Here is a 17,484-nt window from a genome sequence, read left to right on the forward strand (position 1 = left end):
TCCACTCTACGGCCGCCACCGCCGGGCCACCGGGCGACGGCGGCCGGCCCGGCCGTCGCGCCCCTGCACGCCACCGGGCGACGGTGGCCGGCCCGGTCGGTCACCAGGAGCAGGACATCGCCGGGCCGCAGGCCAGCTCGGAGGCGAGCCGGGACCGGTGCGCGGCGATCGCCTCGCCGTAGACGGTGAGCAGCCCGGAGGCGGTGCGGTGCCAGGAGAAGTTGCGGGCGTGCCGCGCGGCGCCCCGGGCCAGCTCGGCGCGGCGGAGCCGGGCCGGCAGCAGGCGGGCGAGCGTACGGGCCCAGTCGGCCGGGTCGTGGCCGTCGATGAGCACGCCGCTGACCTGGTCCCGCACGGCGGTCACGAGGCCGCCGACGGCGGCGGCCACCACCGGCGTACCGCAGGCCTGTGCCTCCAGCGCGACCAGGCCGAAGGATTCGTTGTACGACGGCACCGCGACGAGGTCGGCGGCCCGGTACAGGGCGGGCAGGTCGTCGCCGGTGCGCGGGGGCAGGAAACGCACCCGGTCGGCGACGCCGAGCGTGGCGGCCAGCTCCATCAGGGCGGTCGGGCGGTCCAGCCCGCTGCCGCTGGGGCCCCCGCAGATCACCACGGTCACCTCGTCGGCGAGCCCCGGGTCGCGCTCGCGCAGGGCGGCCACCGCGCGGATGAGCACGTCCGGGGCCTTCAGCGGCTGGATGCGGCCGACGAAGGCCACCACGTAGCCGGTGGCGGGCAGCCCGAGGCGCCGGCGGGCGTCGGCGACGACGCGCTCGCGGTCGCCGGGGGCCGGGCGGAACCGGTCCAGGTCCACGCCGGGCTCGACCACCGCGACCCGGGCCGGGTCGGCGTCGTACCGGTCGATCAGGTCACGGGCCTCGACCGTCGTGTTCGCGACCAAGCGGTCGGCCTCGGCGACCACCTGCTCCTCGCCGATGACGCGCGCCTTCGGCTCGGGTCGGTCGCCGGCGGCGAGCTGGGCGTTCTTGACCTTCGCGAGGGTGTGCGCGGTGTGCACCAACGGCACCCCCCAGCGCTCCTTGGCCAGCCAGCCGACCTGCCCGGAGAGCCAGTAGTGGGAGTGGATCAGGTCGTAGTGCCCCGGCGGACGGGCCGCCTCGGCGCGGAGCACGCCCGCGGTGAACGCGCAGAGCTGCCCCGGCAGCTCCTCCTTGGTGAGCCCCTCCAGGGGGCCCGCCGGGACGTGCCGGACGTGCACGCCCGGGGCCGTCTCGACCACCGGGGGGAGGTCGCCGGAGGTGGCCCGGGTGAAGATCTCCACCTCGACGTCCGCCTCCGCCAGCCGGCGGGCGATTTCCAGGATGTAGACGTTCATCCCCCCTGCGTCGCCGGTGCCCGGCTGGTGCAGGGGGGAGGTGTGTACTGAGAGCGTCGCGATCCGCCGGGGGCGGGGCCACGGTCGCGCACCGCGCTGACGACCCACACCGGTGTGCAACTCCGCCACGTCCGCTCCCTTTGTCACGGTTTATGCCGTCGGCACGCCCGGCGCTTAACGGACAACGTCCTCGGCCGATGTCATCTTCCCCATCGGGCACACCTAATGCGCCGGGGCGACCCCCGGGCGTGACGGACCTCATCACCGCGCCGCCGGCATTCGTCCCGGTAGCGCGGGGAGAATGACCGGATGACCTCTGTCGCCGTCGTCACCGGAGCGTCCAGCGGGATCGGGGCGGCCACCGCCCGCCGCCTCGCCGCCGAGGGATTCCACGTGCTCGCCGCCGCGCGGCGTACCGACCGGCTGGCCGCCCTGGTGGCCGAGATCGAGGGCGCCGGCGGCGCGGCCACCGCCGTGGCCTGCGACGTCACCTCCGACGAGTCGGTGGCCGGCCTGGCCGACGCGGCGGCGGCCCTGGGCCCGGTGACGCTGCTGGTCAACAACGCCGGCGGCGCGCGCGGCCTGGATCCGGTCGAGTCCGGGTCCGTGGGCGACTGGCAGTGGATGTACGACGTCAACGTGCTCGGCACGCTGCGCGTCACCCAGGCGCTGCTGCCCGCGCTGGAGGCGTCCGGGGCCGGCACCATCGTGGTCGTCTCCTCGACCGCCGGCTTCACCGTGTACGAGGGCGGGGGCGGCTACGCCGCCGCGAAGCACGCGCAGACGGCGATCGCCGGCACGCTGCGGCTGGAACTCTGCGGCCGACCGGTGCGCGTCATCGAGATCGACCCCGGCATGGTCCGCACCGACGAGTTCGGGCTGGTCCGCTTCGCCGGGGACGCCGAGCGGGCCGCGGCGGTCTACGCCGGGGTCGCCGAACCGCTGGTCGCCGAGGACGTCGCCGACTGCGTCGCCTGGTGCGCGACCCGCCCGCAGCACGTCAACGTGGACCGACTCGTCGTACGCCCGCTGGCCCAGGCCGCCCAGCACAAGGTGCACCGGGTCGGCTGAGCCGGCCCGGACGGTCACCGACGATGGCGGGCACGGCGCGGCACCGGCCGCTGGGCGTGGTCACCCGGGGCACCACGAACCCCAACCGGCTGCGCCGGGTGGACAACTGGATCGTCGAGACCTGCGGCGAGGCGCTGCGCGGGGCGGCCGACCCGCTGGTGGTGGACCTCGGCTACGGCGCCAGCCCGGTGACCGCCGTCGAACTGCGCGCCCGGCTCGCCACCGCCGTCCGCCCCGACGTACGGGTCGTCGGGCTGGAGATCGACCCGGTACGCGTCGCCGCCGCCCAGCCGTCCGCCGACCCGCCCGGGCTCACCTTCGCCCGGGGCGGGTTCGAGCTGGCCGGGCTGCGCCCCGCCCTGGTCCGCGCCTTCAACGTGCTGCGCCAGTACGACGAGCACGAGGTCGCCCACGCCTGGCGCACCGTGACCGCGGGGCTGGCCCCGGGCGGGCTGCTGGTCGAGGGCACCTGCGACGAGTTGGGGCGCCTCGGCGGCTGGCTGCTGATCGACGCCGACGGCCCCCGTACGCTCACCCTGGCCGCGAAGCTCGCCACCCTGGACACTCCGGCGGAGCTCGCGGAGCGGCTGCCCAAGGCGCTGATCCACCGCAACGTCCCCGGCGAGCGGATCCACGACCTGATCCGCGCCCTCGACGACGCCTGGCAGGCCGCCGCCGGCTACGCCCCGTACGGCCCCCGCCAACGCTGGCTGCGCGCGGTGTCCGCGATCCGCGAGGCGGGCTGGCCGGTCCTCGACGGCCCCCGCCGCTGGCGCCACGGCGAACTGACCCTCCCCTGGCCCCGGGTCTCCCCCGCCTGAGGCGAGCTTCACGAGTGGCGGGGGCTGGTGGACGAGCGACTGCCGCCGAAGCCCCGATACCTCTGTGGCATAAAGATGCCCCTGTGGTATCGGGACGAGCCCCGACACCGCCGACCGTCGCCGGGCCCGAACCCACGCCGACCCTGCACGTGTGGTTCGGGGCTTCCGAGGTGGGGTGGGTTTCAGATGGTGCAGTTGATGAGGACCGGTTCGGGGTGGAGGGTGACGCCGAAGCGGTGGTGCACGCCGTCGCGGATCTCCCGGGCCAGCTCGACCAGGGAGGCGGTGCTGGCGGTGCCGCTGCGGTTGGTCAGGGCGAGGGTGTGCTTGCTGGAGATGGCGACGCCCTCCGGCCCCGGGTGGCCCTTGCCGAAGCCGGCCTTGTCGATCAGCCAGGCCGCGCTGACCTTCACCACGTCACCCGCGCCCGGCCAGGCGGGCGGCTCGCCGATGTCGGCGGCGCGCTCGCGCAGCAGCTCGTACGCGGCGACGTCCAGCACCGGGTTGGTGAAGAACGAGCCGACCGAGCGGGTGTCCGGGTCGGCGGGGTCGAGCACCATGCCCTTGCCGGCGCGCAGCCGCAGGACCGTGGCCCGGGCGTCGGCCAGCGGCACCCGCTCCCCCACCTGCACGCCGAGCGCCCGGGCCAGTTCCGCGTAGCGCACCGGGCCCGACAGCGGCGAGCGGGCGAGCCGGAAGTCGACGGAGAGCACCACCCAGCGGTCGCTGTACTTGAAGATGCTGGAGCGGTACGCGAAGCCGCAGTCGGCGGCGGCGATGCGCCCGACCGTCCCGTCGACCCGGTCGTGGACCTGCACGCCGGTGATGGTCTCGGCGACCTCCTGCCCGTACGCGCCGACGTTCTGGATGGGGGTGGCGCCGGTGGAGCCGGGGATGCCGGAGAGGCACTCCAGGCCGGACCAGCCGTTGGCCACGGTGGTGGCGACCAGCTCGTCCCAGGGCTCGCCGGCCTCGACGCGTACGGTGACGGTGTCGGCGTCCTCGGCGACGACCCGCAGGCCCCGGGAACGCACCAGGACCACCGTGCCGGGGAAACCGGCGTCGCCGATCACGACGTTGCTGCCGCCGGCGAGGAGCAGGACCTGCTCGTCGCGTTCGGCCGCCTGCCGCACCTCCCGGACGATCCCGTCGGCGTCGGTGCCGGCGACGACGCGGCCGGCCGGACCGCCCAGGCGTAGCGTCGTGTATCGCGCCAGGTCGCACGTCTTGGCGGGTTCGGTTCCGGTTGTCGGCTGGGCGTAGACGTCTGACACGCCTTTCACCCTAGGCTGAGGGGTAGCCGCGGCGCCCACTGGTGGCCCGGTCACCCCCGGGAGGATGGCGATGAGCAGACTGCACGGCACGAAGGACTTCTGGATGGGAGCGCTCCGGGCGGAGGGCCCGGCGTTCGCCGCAGCCGTGGCGGAGGCGCCGCCGGAGACACCGGTGCTGTCCTGTCCCGGCTGGACCGTCGCCGACCTGACGCTGCACCTGACCTCCATCTACCGCTGGGTGCACTCGTTCGCCGGCTCCGGCGCCACCACCCCGTCGCCGGGGAGGTCCGAGCCGGTCGAGCCGGAGCCCGGCGTCACCCCCCTCCAGCTCTGGCAGCAGGCGTACGACCAGCTGATGACCCTGTTCGACGGCCTCGACCCGGAGGCCCCGGCGTGGAACTGGGCGCCGCAGCCGAAGAGGGCGGGCTTCTGGCCGCGCCGGATGGCGCACGAGACCGCGGTGCACCGCTGGGACGCCCAGCTCGCCATCGCGGCGGGCGAGCCGGTCGAGGCGAAGCTCGCCGCCGACGGGGTGAGCGAGATCCTGGACACCTGGCTGCCGGCCGGCCGGCGCCGCACGGCGGGCCAGTGGCGCGGGGTCGTGCAGCTCTCGGCCGTCGACGCCGGTCAGGAGTGGTTCCTGCGGCTGCGCGGCGAGGGTGTGGCCCTGCTCGACACGGCCACCATCTTCGACCACGACGACCACCACGCGCGGGCCCAGGTGAGCGGCACCGCGAGCGACCTGCTGCTGGCGCTCTGGGGCCGGCTCGGCCTCGACACGCTCGACGTGGCCGGCGACCGCAGCCTGCTGGAGGGCCTCCGCGTCGGCTGAGTCCCGCCGCGCGGAGCCGGGCCCCGAGGGCTCCGCGCAGTCCCACCGCACGTCCTGAGAGAGTGGCCGCCCGGCACAGGCGGCCACTCTCTTCGCGTCCGGCCTCCCAGAACTGCGGAGAGCGCTCTCTTGACACCGGCGGGACCCAACCACCACCCTGTCGTGAGAGCGCTCTCTCAGCTCTGCTCCACCACCTGCCTCACCACCTCAGACGACCTGAGAGGGGTCCGACCAACATGGGTGTCTTTCCGCGCCGCCGCCTCGCGGCGGTGGCCCTCGTCGCCGCCGGCGCGCTGCTCGCCACCGCCGGCTGCGCCGGCGACGAACCTGCCGAGGACGGCAAGATCACGTTGACCGTCGACGTGTTCAGCCAGTTCGGCTACGAAGAGCTCTACAAGGAATACATGGCCAGCCACCCGAACGTGAAGATCGTCGAGCGTGGCACGGGCACCAACCTCGACGACTACTCGCCGAAGCTGACCCAGTGGCTCGCCGCCGGCAAGGGCGCGGGCGACGTCGTCGCCATCGAAGAGGGGTTGATGGTCGAGTACAAGGCCAACCCCGACAACTTCGTCAACCTGCTCGACCACGGCGGCGCCGAACTCCAGGGCAACTTCCTGGAGTGGAAGTGGGAGGGCGGCAAGACCAAGGACGGCAAGCTGATCGGGCTGGGCACCGACGTCGGCGGCATGGCCATGTGCTACCGCAAGGACCTCTTCGCCAAGGCCGGCCTGCCCACCGACCGCGAGGCGGTCTCCAAGCTCTGGCCGACCTGGCAGGACTACATCAAGGTCGGCGAGCAGTTCAAGGCGAAGAACACCGGCGCGGCGTTCCTGGACGCCGCGACCAACATCTTCAACACGATCGTGCTCCAGACGGCGGGCAACGCGCAGGGCTACCACTACTACGACACCAGCGACAACCTGGTGGTGGACAGCAACCCGGCGGTGCGCCAGGCCTGGGACACCACGATGGACATCGTCGACTCCGGCCTCTCCGGCAGGTACGGCTCCTGGTCGGAGGAGTGGGTGTCGGCCTTCAAGCAGGCCAAGTTCGCGACCATCGCCTGCCCGGCCTGGATGACCGGCGTCATCGAGGGCAACGCCGGTGCCGAGGCCAAGGGCAAGTGGGACATCGCCCGGGTGCCCGGCAACGGCGGCAACTGGGGCGGGTCGTGGCTCGCCGTACCGACCCAGAGCAAGCACCGCGCCGAGGCGATCGAGCTGGCGAAGTTCCTGACCAGCGCCAAGGGCCAGATCGGTGCGTTCAAGGCCAAGGGCCCGCTGCCCTCCTCGCCGCAGGCGCTGGCCGACCCCGCGATCGTCGAGGCCAAGAACGCGTACTTCTCCGACGCCCCCGTCGGGCAGATCTTCGGCGAGGGCGCCAAGACCCTGAAGCCCGTCTACATGGGACCGAAGAACCAGGCCGTACGCACGGAGGTCGAGAACGCCGTCCGGACGGTGGAGCTGGGCCAGCGCAAGCCCGACCAGGGCTGGACGGACGCGGTCAACAACGCCAAGAAGGCCGCCGCCAAGTAGCCCGAGTGAGGGGATGCGGGCGGGCGGGCGTCGGGGGCGCCGGTCCCGCCCGCACCCGGGAAAGGAGTGGTCCGGGCATGACCGTCCAGCTCGACGCGCGTCCGCCGGTCGCACCGGCGCCCCGCACCGGCCGGCGCCCGCCGGCGATGCGGTTCAGCCGCCTCGACACGAAGTACTCGCCCTACCTGTTCATCGCCCCGTTCTTCGTGCTCTTCGGGGTGTTCGGGGCGTATCCGCTGATCTATACCTTCTGGGTCTCCCTGCACGACTGGGACCTGCTCGGCAGCAACCACCCGTTCGTCGGGCTGGAGAACTACAGCCGGCTGCTCGCCGACGCCGACTTCTGGCACGCGGTCGTCAACACCCTCGGCATCTTCGTCATCTCCACCATCCCGCAGCTGCTGGCCGCGCTCTGGCTGGCCAACCTGCTCAACCGGCAACTGCGGGCCCGCACGACGTTCCGGATGGCGGTGCTGATCCCGAACATCACCTCGACCGCCGCCGTCGCGATCGTCTTCGGGGTGCTCTTCGGCCGCGAGTTCGGCATGATCAACTGGCTGCTCGACCTGGTCGGCATCGACGCGATCGCGTGGAAGTCGAACCGGTTCGCGTCCTGGGTGGCCATCTCCACCATGGTCGACTGGCGGTGGACCGGCTACAACGCGCTGATCTTCCTGGCGGCCATGCAGGCCATCCCGCGCGACCTGTACGAGTCGGCCGCGATCGACGGGGCCGGCCGGGCGCGGCAGTTCTGGTCGATCACCGTGCCGCTGCTCAAGCCGACGATCATCTTCACCGTCATCATCTCCACCATCGGCGGGCTCCAGCTCTTCACCGAGCCCCGGCTGTTCCACTCCGGGACCAACCCGATCCGGGGCGGGACGCTACGGGAGTCGCAGACCGTGACCATGTACATGTTCGAGAACGCCTTCGCGCCCCACTACAACTTCGGGTACGGCTCGGCGGTGGCGTGGCTGCTCTTCGCGCTGATCGCGGTCGTCGCGGCGATCAACGTGCTGCTCCTGCGCCGGCTCGGCGGCGCGAAGCCCCCGAAGGAGGACGCGAAGTCCAAGGAGGGAGCGCGATGACCCGCCTCTGGGCCGCCAGCCGGCTCACCTACGCCGCGCTGATCGCCGCCGGGGTCCTGTCGATCTTCCCGATCTACTGGATGTTCGTGGTGGCGAGCCGCTCCAACGACGCCATGGGCCAGCTGCCGCCCCCGGTCACCCCCGGCGGCAACTTCGGCGCGAACGTGTCCCGGCTGCTCAACAACACCGACGCGTACTTCGTCGCCGGCCTGGTCAACTCGGCGATCGTGGCGACCACGGTCACGGTCTCGGTGGTCTTCTTCTCCACCCTGGCCGGGTTCGCCTTCGCCAAGCTGCGGTTCCGGGGGCGCAACGCGCTGCTCATGGTGATCATCGCGACGATGATGGTGCCCACCCAGCTCGGCGTCATCCCGCTCTACCTGCTGATGACGAAGCTGAACTGGAACGACCGGCTGCCGGCGGTGATCGTGCCGGCGCTGGTCACCGGCTTCGGGGTGTTCATGATGCGGCAGTACGCCGGCCAGGCGGTCAGCAACGAGCTGATCGAGGCCGCCCGGGTGGACGGCTGCAACACGGCACGGATCTACTGGAACGTGGTGCTGCCGGCGCTGCGCCCGGCCGCCGCCGTGCTGGGGCTGCTCACGTTCATGACGACCTGGAACGACTTCCTCTGGCCGTACGCTGTCCTCAACGACCCGGAGAACCCGACCGTGCAGCTGGCCCTGCGCACCCTGTCCGACGGGTACTACACGGACATGTCGCAGGTGTTCACAGGGACAGCCATCGCCACCCTCCCGTTGTTGCTGGTCTTCGTCCTGTTCGGCCGCCAGATCATCGGCGGCATCATGGAAGGTGCGGTCAAGGCGTGAGCACTCTGCGATTCCCCGACAACTTCGTCTGGGGGGCGGCCACCGCCGCGTACCAGATCGAGGGCGCGGCCACCGACGACGGCCGCGGCCCGTCGATCTGGGACACCTTCAGCCGTACGCCGGGCAAGGTCCACCACGGCCACACCGGTGACGTCGCCTGCGACCACTACCACCGGTACGCCGACGACGTAGCGCTGATGGCGGAGCTGGGGCTGCGGGCGTACCGCTTCTCGGTGGCCTGGCCCCGGATCCAGCCGGACGGCACCGGCCCGGTCAACCCGCGCGGCCTGGACTTCTACGACCGGCTGACCGACGCGCTGCTGGCCCGGGGCATCGACCCCATCGTCACGCTCTACCACTGGGACCTGCCGCAGGCGCTTCAGGACCGGGGCGGCTGGACCAACCGGGAGACCGCCGAGCACTTCGCCACGTACGCCACGGCGGTGCACACCCGCCTCGGCGACCGGATCCCGACCTGGACCACGCTCAACGAGCCGTGGTGCTCGTCCTACCTCGGCTACGGCAACGGGGTGCACGCCCCCGGCGAGCAGGACGCGGGGGCGGCCTTCGCCGCCGTACACCATCTGCTGCTCGGGCACGGCCTGGCGGCCCGCGCGCTGCGCGCCGCCGGCGCCAAGACCGTCGGGATCACGGTCAACCCGGCCGACGTGCGCGCGGCCGACGCGGACAGCGCCGCGGACGCGGCGGCGGTCCGCCTGGTCGACGGCCTGCACAACCGGATCTTCCTCGATCCCCTGCTGCGCGCCGCGTACCCCGACGACGTGCTGGAACACGTGGCCCGGATCGTCGAGCCCACGTTCATCCGCGACGGCGACGAGAAGCTGATCGCCGCCCCGATCGACCTGCTCGGCGTCAACTACTACGCCCCCACCTACGTCGCCGGACGGCCGGACGGCGCGGGCGGCAGCGCCTACCCGGGCACCGAGGGCGCGGTGGAGTTCCTGCCGCCGACCGGGCCGCTGACCGACATGGGCTGGATGATCGAGCCGGCCGGGCTGACCCGGCTGCTGGAACGCATCGCCACCGACTACCCCGGCGTGCCGCTGATGGTCACCGAGAACGGCGCGGCGTTCCCCGACAAGGCCGGCACGGACGACAGCGGCGGCGCCGGGCAGGTGCTGGACGCGGACCGGATCGCCTACCTCGACGGGCACCTGCGCGCCGTGCACGAAGCGATCTCCCGGGGAGTGGACCTGCGGGGCTATCTCGTATGGTCGTTGTTGGACAACTTCGAGTGGGCAGAGGGCTACCGTCGACGATTCGGGATCATCCACGTCGACTACCTGACGCAACGACGCACACCGAAGTCCAGCGCCCGGTGGTACCAGGAGGTGATCTCCCGGAACGGGCTGTGACGAGGCGGTGGTAACGGGGATGACGACGGCGCAGCGGCCGACACTGGAGGCGGTGGCCCGACGGGCGGGGGTCTCGCGGGCGACCGTGTCCCGGGTGGTGAACGGCTCCATGACGGTCGCCGAGCCGATCCGGGAGGCGGTCCGCCGGGCGGTGGCCGAGCTGGGGTACGTGCCGAACCTGGCCGCCCGCAGCCTGGTCACCCAGCGGACCGACTCGATCGCGCTGGTGCTGCCGGAGGCCGCCACCCGGGTCTTCTCCGACGACCAGGTCTTCCCCGGGATCATCCGGGGCGCGGCGCAGGAGCTGGAGGCGGCCGACAAGCAGCTCGTGCTGATGCTGGCCGGCTCCCCCGCCGGGCACGACCGGGTCGAGCGCTACACGACCGGCCGGCACGTCGACGGGGTGCTCTTCGCCTCGCTGCACGGCGAGGACCCGCTGCCCGGCCGGCTCGCCCGGCTGGGCATCCCCGTCGTGTGCAGCGGCCGGCCGCTCGACGGCGCGGACGTGCCCTACGTCGACGTCGACCACGTCGGCGGGGTGGCCACGGCGGTGCGGCACCTGCTCGACGGCGGGCGCCGCCGCATCGCCACCATCGCCGGCCCGCAGGACATGGTGGCCGGCATCGAACGGCTCGCGGGCTACCGGAACACCGTCGCCGAGGCCGGGCTGCCGCAACTGGTGGCGACCGGCGACTTCACCCGCGAGTCCGGGGCGACGGCGATGCGGCAGCTCCTCGCCGAGCACCCCGACCTGGACGCGGTCTTCGCCGCCTCCGACCTGATGGCGCACGCCGCCCTGCGTACGCTGCGCGAGGCGGGGCGGCGGGTGCCGGACGACGTGGCGGTGATCGGCTTCGACGACATCGAGACGGCCGCGTACACCGAGCCGCCGCTGACCACCGTCCGCCAGCCGATCGTGCAGCTGGGCCGGCAGATGACCCGGCTGCTGCTGCGGCTGGCCGCCGGCGAGGCCATCGAGCCCGTGGTGCTCCCCACCGAGCTGATCGTCCGCGAGTCCGCCTGACCGGCCGGCGGATAACCGGTCGAGCCGCGCGGGGCCCGGCGGTAGCGTCGCCGCCGTGACCCCACCGATGCGGCTGATCCGCGTACCCGCCCTCTCCGACGTCGCCGAGTACGCGTACGCGGCCACGGTCGAGCCACCGGCCCGACTCGTTTACACCGCCGGCGCCTGCCCGCTCGACGCCGAAGGGCGGACCGTCGCGCCCGGCGACCCCGTCGGCCAGGCCCGGCAGGTGATGGTCAACCTGGAGACCGCGCTCGCGGCGGCCGGCGCACGGCTCACCGACGTCGTCAAGACCACGGTGTACGTGGCGTCGTCGCGCCAGGCCGACCTGGTGGCCGTGTGGGAGGTGGTCCGGGACGCGTTCGGCGACCACGACCCGCCCAGCACCCTGCTCGGGGTGGCCGTGCTGGGCTATTCCGACCAGCTCGTCGAGGTCGAGGCCGTCGCCGCCGTACGCGGGGAGGGCTGACGTGCGGATTCGAGCCGCCCACCCCGACGACGCGCCCGCCGTGGTGGCGCTGCGCGCGCTCGTGCACCCCTACCTGGTGCGTGGCGTCGAGTCGACCCGGCGGATGATCGACCAGCCCCCGCCCGACGAGGACTGGGCCGCGTACGTCGTCGAGGTGGAGGGCACGGTGGTCGGCTGGGTGTCGGCGTACCGCAACGCCCAGACCTCGCAGGCGGACGTCGGGGAGGTCGCCACCCTGCACATGCACCCGGAGCACCGGGGTCGGGGCGCCGGCACCGCGCTGCTGACCGCCGCGCTGGGGCACCTGCGGGACATCGGGGCGCGTACGGTGCGCACCTGGGCGCTGCCGGAGTCGCTGCCGTTCGCCCGCCGGCACGGCTTCACACCGAGCCGGGAGCTGCGCTACTCGGCGCTGGACCTGCGGCCGGCCCCGCCGATGCCGCAACCGCCGCCGGGCGTACGCCTGCTCCCGCTGACCGACCTCGACCCGCGCCGGGTCCACCGGGCCGAGGTGGCGACGGCGGCGGACGAACCGGGCGACGTTCCCGCCGACTCGATCAGCTACGAGAACTGGTACTCCGAGGTCTGGGACAACCTGGGCCTGGACCGCGCGGCCAGCACCGTGGCCGAGGCCGGCGACGAGATCGTGGCGTTCAGCCTCGTCAAGCGCGACGGCGACCGGATGTGGTCGGACTACACCGGCACGCTGCCGACGCACCGGGGGCGCGGGCTGGCCCGCCTGGTCAAGACGGCGGCGCTGCACCGCGCCGCCGCGGGCGGGGTACGCGTCGCCTACACCTCGAACGACGAGGCGAACGCGCCGATGCTGGCGATCAACGTCGGGCTCGGCTACCGCCCGGTCGGGTCGAGCTGGTCCTGCCTGCGCGAACTCGCCTGACCGGGTCAGCCCTCCGTGACGGACTGGCCGAGGGAGCGGCGGGCCAGCAGGGTCGCCCCGGCGACGGCGGCCGGCATGACGAGCACCGCGCCGAGCGGGATCAGGAAGCAGACGAAGACCGCCACGCCGAAGCCGAGCGTGGTCGGCCGGTCCGCCTTGAGGTGTGCCCGCCGCTCCGGCAGCCGCATCCCGCGCCGGTAGAAGGGGGCCCCGACCAGCTCGACGGCGAGCAGCCAGCCGCCGACCGCCGCCCCGATCACCGGCACCACGGTCTGGCCGACCACCGGGATGAAGCCGGCGGCGAAGAGCGGGATGCCGAAGAGGATCGACAGGCCCACCAGCCGCGCCGAGTCGGCGATGCTGCGCCGCAGCGACGGCCAGAACGGCACGTCGACCGCATTCGGCGTACCGCCGAGGCGTTCCTCGACCCGTTCGGAGATCTTCTCGTAGAACGGGTCGCCGATGACCAGGGTGACGGCGGTGAAGCTGACCACCGCGAGCAGGCCGCCGAGGCCGAGGAAGGCCAGCCCGGCGATCACGCGGACGACGCTGCGCCAGGTGGCCGACCAGTCGTCGGCGAACGGGGTGACCAGCGCGGCCAGGTCGTCGACGAAGTACGCCAGGGTGGCGAACGCCGTCACGAAGAGCGCGCCCGAGATCAGCGCGGGGATGACGCCGAGCAGCATCAGCCCGGGGCTGCGGACGTAGAGGCCGAGGCCGCGCAGCAGCAGGCCCACGCCGGTGAAGAACCGGCTGGCGGCGCCGGTCACGGGCGCGGCGATGCGGGGTGCGTTCACGACCGCAGAGCCTACGGTCTGTCCAGGACCCGTGCCCGGTCGCGTCGGACTGCGGGCGGGGACCGGCGGTGTGGTCACTCACCCTGATACCTGTGTGGCATTTTCATGCCACACAGGTATCAGCGTTGTGGCGGTAGCCATTCGCCCCGCTGCACGACCAACCGCTCTCGGACACGCCCCCACGGGCGCGGCTGACAGAGGCCCGAGGTGGACGACCGCCGGGCTGCGGCGGCGAGCAGGATGGACGGGTGCGGGCGGCCCGGTTGATCTCGTTGGTCCTGCTGCTCCAGGCGCGGGAGACGATGACCGCGGCGGAGCTGGCGCGGGAGCTGGAGGTCTCCGAGCGGACCGTCTACCGGGACGTGCTGGCGCTCTCCGCCGCCGGGGTGCCGGTCTACGCCGACCGGGGCCGCGCCGGCGGCTACCGGCTGCTCGGCGGCTACCGCACCCGGCTGACCGGGCTGACCCGGGACGAGGCGGAGGCGCTCTTCCTGGCCGGGCTGCCCGGGCCGGCGGGCGACATGGGGCTCGCCGACGCGGTGGCCTCGGCCGAGCTGAAGGTGCTCGCCGCGCTCCCACCGAGCCTGCGCGACGCGCCGGTGCGCACCGGGCAGCGCTTCCACCTGGACGTGCCGGGCTGGTTCCGGGAGGCCGGGCCGCCGCCGTGGCTGACCGCGCTGGCCGGCGCGGTCTGGCGGGACCGGATCGTCGAGCTGCGCTACCGGCGCGGCGACCGCGAGGTCGAACGGGAGGCGCACCCGTACGGGCTGGTCCTCAAGAACGGGGTCTGGTATCTCGTCGGCCGGGTCGGCGGCGCGTACCGCACGTACCGGGTGGACCGGGTCACCCACGTCGGGGTCCAGACCGCGACCTTCGACCGGGACGCCGGCTTCGACCTGGCCGGATACTGGCGGGCGCAGGCCGAGGAGTTCCTGCGCGGCATGCTCCGGGCCGAGGTCACGGTGCGGCTGAGCCCCGTCGGCCTGCGCCGGCTCCGCTTCGTCGCCGACGCCCCCTTCGCGTACGACGAGGCGCTCGCCGCGGCCGGCGAGCCCGACGGGCAGGGGTGGGTGGTGACCCGCCTGCCCGTCGAGTCCGTCGACGTCGCGTACGCCCAGTTGCTGTCCCTGGGGCCGGAGGTGGAGGTGCTCGGCCCACCGGAACTGCGGGAGCTGATGGTCGACGCCGCCAGGCGGTCCGCCGCCGTCTACCGGGTGGCGCCCGTTCAGCGGTAGCCGGTCACGTCGGCCGGTCTGCCCGTCTCCACCACCTCGGTGATGTAGCGGAACCCGTCCGGCCGGCTGCCGTCGACGTCGGTGAACCCGTACACCTGGGCCAGTTCGCCGGCCGAGACGGATGCCTGGTTCCAGCGGGCCCGGTCCTCGTCGGCGGCGAGCGCGGCGACCGCGCGCCCGACGAAGGCCGGGGTCTCCGAGATGAGGAAGTGCGGATCCTTGGCGGCGCCGTCCCGCCAGGTCTCCTCGGTGACCCCGAAGTGCTCCAGCATCGCCTCGGACCGGATCCAGCCCGGTGTCAGCGCCACGGCGGTGCCGCCGTGCGGCTTCAGCTCGTGTCCCCAGACGTACGCGAGCCGGTTGACCGACGTCTTCGCCAGGTCGTAGAAGACCGACAGCCGGTAGTGGTCGTCGTTGTACGCCTTCGTGCCGTCACCGACCTCGACGACCAGCCCGCCGGGGCGGCGGATCAGCAGCGGCAGCGCGTGGTGGGCGGTGACGATGTGCGTGTCGATCGCCAGGCGCAGGCTGCGGAAGCCGGCCTCCAGCGGCTGTTCCCAGACCGGCTTCTCCCAGGTGGTCAGGGGGTCGCCGCCCCAGATGTCGTTGACCAGCACGTCGAGGCGGCCCTGCTCGGCGTCGATCCGGGCGACCAGGTCACGGACCTGCTCGGGAACGAGGTGGTCGACGCGGACCGCGATGCCGGTGCCGCCAGCGGCGGTGACCAGCTCGGCGGTCTCCTCGATGGTCTCCGGGCGGTCCATCTCGGAGCGACCGGCCCGGCTGCTGCGGCCGGTGGCGTAGACCGTGGCGCCCGCGGCGCCGAGCTGGACCGCGATCTGCCGGCCGGCGCCCCGTGTCGCCCCGGCGACGAGCGCGATCTTCCCTGTCAGCGGTTTCGTCATGCGGCGAGCCTGTCAGCGATACCTGACAACCGAAGTCCGGTTTCGCGAAGCCGTGTCGTCCGTCATGCTCGCCGGCATGCACCTGCTGCTCTCCGGGATCGTCGGCTCGGTCGCGTACGGGCTGGCCGGGCCGGGCTCCGACGTCGACCGGATCGGCGTCTTCGCCGCGCCCACCGTCGCCTTCCACGGGCTGCGCCCGCCCCGCGAGTCGGTGGTGACCACCGATCCCGACATCACCCTGCACGAGGCCGCGAAGTGGTGCCGCCTGGCGCTGAGCGGCAACCCGACCGCCACCGAACTGGCCTGGTTGCCGCAGGACTGCTACGAGACCCGGACGGAGTTCGGCGACCGGCTGGTCGCCATCCGCTCGGCGTTCCTCAGCGCGCCCCGCGTCCGCGACGCCTACCTGGGCTACGCCGGCCAGCAGTTCCGCAAGTTGGAGTCCCGGGACGACGGCACGTTCTCGGCCGACACCCGGCGGCGCACCGCCAAGCACGCCCGGCACCTGGCCCGGCTGGTGCACCAGGGCCGACTGCTCTACGCAACCGGCGTGCTGGAGATCCGGCTCGCCGACCCGGAGTGGTTCCGCGGCTTCGGCGAGCGGGTGGCGGGTGGCGCGTTGGACGAGGCGCGGGCCCTGATCGCCGAGGCGGAGCGCGACTTCGACCGGATCCGCACCCCGCTGCCGGACCGCCCGGACGAGGCGACCGTGGAACGCTGGCTGCTCGACGTACGCGCCGCCCACCTGCCGCCGTCAGGGCTCGTTACTCGTTGAGGAAGGCGGATATCCGGCTTCGCAGGTCGGCGCGTTCCGTCCAGAGGACGCCGGGCCGGTCGTACACGTGCAGGGTGGCCCGGGGCAGCGCGGCGGCGAGCTGCTCGGCGACCTCGACCGGGTGCAGGTCGTCGCCGGCGCAGCCGATGACGAGGGCCGGCGCGGTGACCGCGGCCAACGCACCGGCGTCGCGCAGGGGCGCCTGCTCGGGCAGGCTCGCCAGCCCCGGGGCGAGCCCGTCGCGCAGGAGCTGGTCGAGGCGCTGACGCAGGTAGGCCCAGCCGGCCGGGGTGTTGCGTACGGCGGGCGGCAGCTCGGCCTGGACCACGTCGGCCACGGCGGCGGCGTCGCCGCTCTCCACGGCCTCGAACAGGGCGGTCAGCCGGGCCCGGGCGACCTCGCCGCGCGGCCGGTCCAGCGCCGCTGGCAGGAAGAGGACCAGCCGCTCGAAGCGTTCGGGGCTCTCGGCGAGCAGCCGGCAGAGGGCGCCCGCGCCGAGGCTGGCGCCGAAGGCCCGGGTGGCACCCCCGAGGTCGGCGATGGAGCGCAGGTCACGGGCCAGGTCCAGGTAGCTCCACGGACCGGGCGGCGCGTCGGAGCGGCCGTGCCCCCGGAACTGGAAGAACAGCTTGCGGCCCGTCACCCCACTGCCGAACGGCCGGGTGGTGGCGATGCCGTTGCCCAGGCCGTGGGCGAACACCGTGACCGGGTCACCCGCGCCGGTGAGGAGCTGTTCCAGGCGTACGCCGTGCGGCGTGGCGATCAGCTCGGTCTCCGGCTCCGGCAGGGCCGGCCTGCCGGTGCGCGGGCCACCCGGGCCGGGCCCCCAGGTGCGGGGCCCGCCGTCCGGCGGCGGCGGCCAGCGGAAACCTCTCACCAGAACCCTTTACCGTCACTCAGGTCGCGCAGCCCCACCCGGACGTCGAGCAGGTAGATCAGGCCGGCGGCGATGCCGACGAGTCCGAAGAGGCTGATCGGGCCGAAGCCGAGCAGGGTCAGCACCAGGCAGACGGCGAGGATCGCGATCCAGCCGCCCTTGGGCAGGGTGCCGATGGCGGCGAAGGCGTCGGAGCGCTGGGTGATGGCGTGCACCAGGGCGATGCCCTGCACGATCAACGCGAAGACGAGCAGGATCAGCTCGATCACGTAGCGAACATCGAAGGCGAAGAGCGGCGCGGCGTAGGCCATGTCGGCAAGCTTAAGCCGGTGAGCCCG

Annotated in this window: 18 protein-coding genes; 12 read left to right on the top strand and 6 right to left on the bottom strand. The window is 73.4% G+C overall.

Annotated features, from left to right (window positions below; translation table 11 throughout):
- Positions 1–100: 100 nt before the first annotated feature.
- Positions 101–1,465 carry a D-inositol-3-phosphate glycosyltransferase gene (gene mshA, locus CLT72_RS18720; protein WP_101412904.1) on the bottom strand — a complete coding sequence of 455 codons (1,365 nt, stop codon included), beginning with the start codon at positions 1,463–1,465 and terminating at the stop codon, positions 101–103.
- Positions 1,466–1,645: 180 nt separating this feature from the next.
- On the opposite strand from mshA, the gene CLT72_RS18725 reads away from it, so the two are divergent.
- Both CLT72_RS18725 and CLT72_RS18730 read left to right on the top strand, forming a co-directional pair.
- Complete coding sequence (locus tag CLT72_RS18725) at positions 1,646–2,407, top strand: SDR family NAD(P)-dependent oxidoreductase (RefSeq protein ID WP_101412905.1); 762 nt, start codon at positions 1,646–1,648, stop codon at positions 2,405–2,407.
- A gap of 23 nt (positions 2,408–2,430) precedes the next feature.
- Positions 2,431–3,228 (top strand): class I SAM-dependent methyltransferase, encoded by a 798-nt coding sequence (locus tag CLT72_RS18730; protein WP_101412906.1) that lies wholly within the window; start codon positions 2,431–2,433, stop codon positions 3,226–3,228.
- 182 nt (positions 3,229–3,410) lie between these two features.
- Here the strand turns inward: CLT72_RS18730 and CLT72_RS18735 are convergent, their stop codons facing one another.
- Positions 3,411–4,502, bottom strand: a complete 1,092-nt coding sequence (locus CLT72_RS18735) for a UDP-N-acetylmuramate dehydrogenase (protein WP_101412907.1) — start codon at positions 4,500–4,502, stop codon at positions 3,411–3,413.
- Between the two features lie 70 nt (positions 4,503–4,572).
- Between CLT72_RS18735 and CLT72_RS18740 the strand changes: the two genes are divergently transcribed.
- The 8 genes from CLT72_RS18740 (at position 4,573) to CLT72_RS18775 (ending at position 12,557) form a co-directional block, all read left to right on the top strand.
- Entirely contained in the window at positions 4,573–5,334 is a 762-nt protein-coding gene (locus tag CLT72_RS18740; protein WP_101412908.1) for a maleylpyruvate isomerase family mycothiol-dependent enzyme, read from the top strand.
- 236 nt (positions 5,335–5,570) lie between these two features.
- The gene (locus CLT72_RS18745; RefSeq protein WP_101412909.1) at positions 5,571–6,872 is read left to right on the top strand and encodes an ABC transporter substrate-binding protein; all 1,302 of its coding nucleotides are present in this window, start codon (positions 5,571–5,573) and stop codon (positions 6,870–6,872) included.
- A gap of 77 nt (positions 6,873–6,949) precedes the next feature.
- Positions 6,950–7,960, top strand: coding sequence for a carbohydrate ABC transporter permease (locus CLT72_RS18750; protein WP_101412910.1), 1,011 nt, complete (start codon positions 6,950–6,952; stop codon positions 7,958–7,960).
- The gene (locus tag CLT72_RS18755) at positions 7,957–8,790 is read left to right on the top strand and encodes a carbohydrate ABC transporter permease (protein WP_088998202.1); all 834 of its coding nucleotides are present in this window, start codon (positions 7,957–7,959) and stop codon (positions 8,788–8,790) included. Before CLT72_RS18750 ends, CLT72_RS18755 begins: the two co-directional genes overlap by 4 nt.
- Entirely contained in the window at positions 8,787–10,166 is a 1,380-nt protein-coding gene (locus CLT72_RS18760) for a GH1 family beta-glucosidase (RefSeq protein ID WP_101412911.1), read from the top strand. The genes CLT72_RS18755 and CLT72_RS18760 overlap by 4 nt, the downstream gene beginning before the upstream one ends.
- A 19-nt stretch (positions 10,167–10,185) precedes the next feature.
- The gene (locus CLT72_RS18765) at positions 10,186–11,190 is read left to right on the top strand and encodes a LacI family DNA-binding transcriptional regulator (RefSeq protein ID WP_101412912.1); all 1,005 of its coding nucleotides are present in this window, start codon (positions 10,186–10,188) and stop codon (positions 11,188–11,190) included.
- Positions 11,191–11,257: 67 nt separating this feature from the next.
- On the top strand, positions 11,258–11,659 hold the full coding sequence (locus tag CLT72_RS18770; RefSeq protein ID WP_101415255.1) for a RidA family protein: 402 nt from the start codon (positions 11,258–11,260) through the stop codon (positions 11,657–11,659).
- 1 nt (position 11,660) lies between these two features.
- Complete coding sequence (locus CLT72_RS18775; protein ID WP_101412913.1) at positions 11,661–12,557, top strand: GNAT family N-acetyltransferase; 897 nt, start codon at positions 11,661–11,663, stop codon at positions 12,555–12,557.
- A gap of 5 nt (positions 12,558–12,562) precedes the next feature.
- Here the strand turns inward: CLT72_RS18775 and CLT72_RS18780 are convergent, their stop codons facing one another.
- Positions 12,563–13,354 (bottom strand): EI24 domain-containing protein, encoded by a 792-nt coding sequence (locus CLT72_RS18780; RefSeq protein ID WP_101412914.1) that lies wholly within the window; start codon positions 13,352–13,354, stop codon positions 12,563–12,565.
- Positions 13,355–13,602: 248 nt separating this feature from the next.
- On the opposite strand from CLT72_RS18780, the gene CLT72_RS18785 reads away from it, so the two are divergent.
- Positions 13,603–14,589: a helix-turn-helix transcriptional regulator gene (locus CLT72_RS18785; RefSeq protein WP_101412915.1), complete on the top strand. Its 987-nt coding sequence runs from the start codon at positions 13,603–13,605 to the stop codon at positions 14,587–14,589.
- On the opposite strand, the gene CLT72_RS18790 is transcribed toward CLT72_RS18785, so the two are convergent.
- Complete coding sequence (locus CLT72_RS18790) at positions 14,580–15,494, bottom strand: SDR family oxidoreductase (RefSeq protein ID WP_101412916.1); 915 nt, start codon at positions 15,492–15,494, stop codon at positions 14,580–14,582. The two genes, CLT72_RS18785 and CLT72_RS18790, sit on opposite strands and share 10 nt — an antisense overlap.
- Before the next feature lie 76 nt (positions 15,495–15,570).
- On the opposite strand from CLT72_RS18790, the gene CLT72_RS18795 reads away from it, so the two are divergent.
- Positions 15,571–16,269 carry a nucleotidyltransferase domain-containing protein gene (locus tag CLT72_RS18795; RefSeq protein WP_101415256.1) on the top strand — a complete coding sequence of 233 codons (699 nt, stop codon included), beginning with the start codon at positions 15,571–15,573 and terminating at the stop codon, positions 16,267–16,269.
- Here CLT72_RS18795 and CLT72_RS18800 read toward each other — a convergent pair.
- The gene (locus CLT72_RS18800) at positions 16,259–17,146 is read right to left on the bottom strand and encodes an alpha/beta fold hydrolase (protein WP_088998195.1); all 888 of its coding nucleotides are present in this window, start codon (positions 17,144–17,146) and stop codon (positions 16,259–16,261) included. The genes CLT72_RS18795 and CLT72_RS18800 overlap by 11 nt on opposite strands.
- On the bottom strand, positions 17,143–17,457 hold the full coding sequence (locus tag CLT72_RS18805; RefSeq protein WP_088998194.1) for a DUF2516 family protein: 315 nt from the start codon (positions 17,455–17,457) through the stop codon (positions 17,143–17,145). The genes CLT72_RS18800 and CLT72_RS18805 overlap by 4 nt, the downstream gene beginning before the upstream one ends.
- Between the last annotated feature and the right edge of the window lie 27 nt (positions 17,458–17,484).

It is taken from the genome of Micromonospora sp. CNZ309 (genome assembly GCF_002846525.1).

Coding starts and splice junctions, on each gene's coding strand:
- CLT72_RS18805 (WP_088998194.1), bottom strand. CDS start 17,457: ATGGCCTACGCCGCGCCGCTCTTCGCCTTCGATGTTCGCTACGTGATC.
- CLT72_RS18730 (WP_101412906.1), top strand. CDS start 2,431: ATGGCGGGCACGGCGCGGCACCGGCCGCTGGGCGTGGTCACCCGGGGC.
- CLT72_RS18755 (WP_088998202.1), top strand. CDS start 7,957: ATGACCCGCCTCTGGGCCGCCAGCCGGCTCACCTACGCCGCGCTGATC.
- CLT72_RS18770 (WP_101415255.1), top strand. CDS start 11,258: ATGCGGCTGATCCGCGTACCCGCCCTCTCCGACGTCGCCGAGTACGCG.
- CLT72_RS18725 (WP_101412905.1), top strand. CDS start 1,646: ATGACCTCTGTCGCCGTCGTCACCGGAGCGTCCAGCGGGATCGGGGCG.
- CLT72_RS18765 (WP_101412912.1), top strand. CDS start 10,186: ATGACGACGGCGCAGCGGCCGACACTGGAGGCGGTGGCCCGACGGGCG.
- CLT72_RS18740 (WP_101412908.1), top strand. CDS start 4,573: ATGAGCAGACTGCACGGCACGAAGGACTTCTGGATGGGAGCGCTCCGG.
- CLT72_RS18745 (WP_101412909.1), top strand. CDS start 5,571: ATGGGTGTCTTTCCGCGCCGCCGCCTCGCGGCGGTGGCCCTCGTCGCC.
- CLT72_RS18790 (WP_101412916.1), bottom strand. CDS start 15,494: ATGACGAAACCGCTGACAGGGAAGATCGCGCTCGTCGCCGGGGCGACA.
- CLT72_RS18795 (WP_101415256.1), top strand. CDS start 15,571: ATGCACCTGCTGCTCTCCGGGATCGTCGGCTCGGTCGCGTACGGGCTG.
- CLT72_RS18750 (WP_101412910.1), top strand. CDS start 6,950: ATGACCGTCCAGCTCGACGCGCGTCCGCCGGTCGCACCGGCGCCCCGC.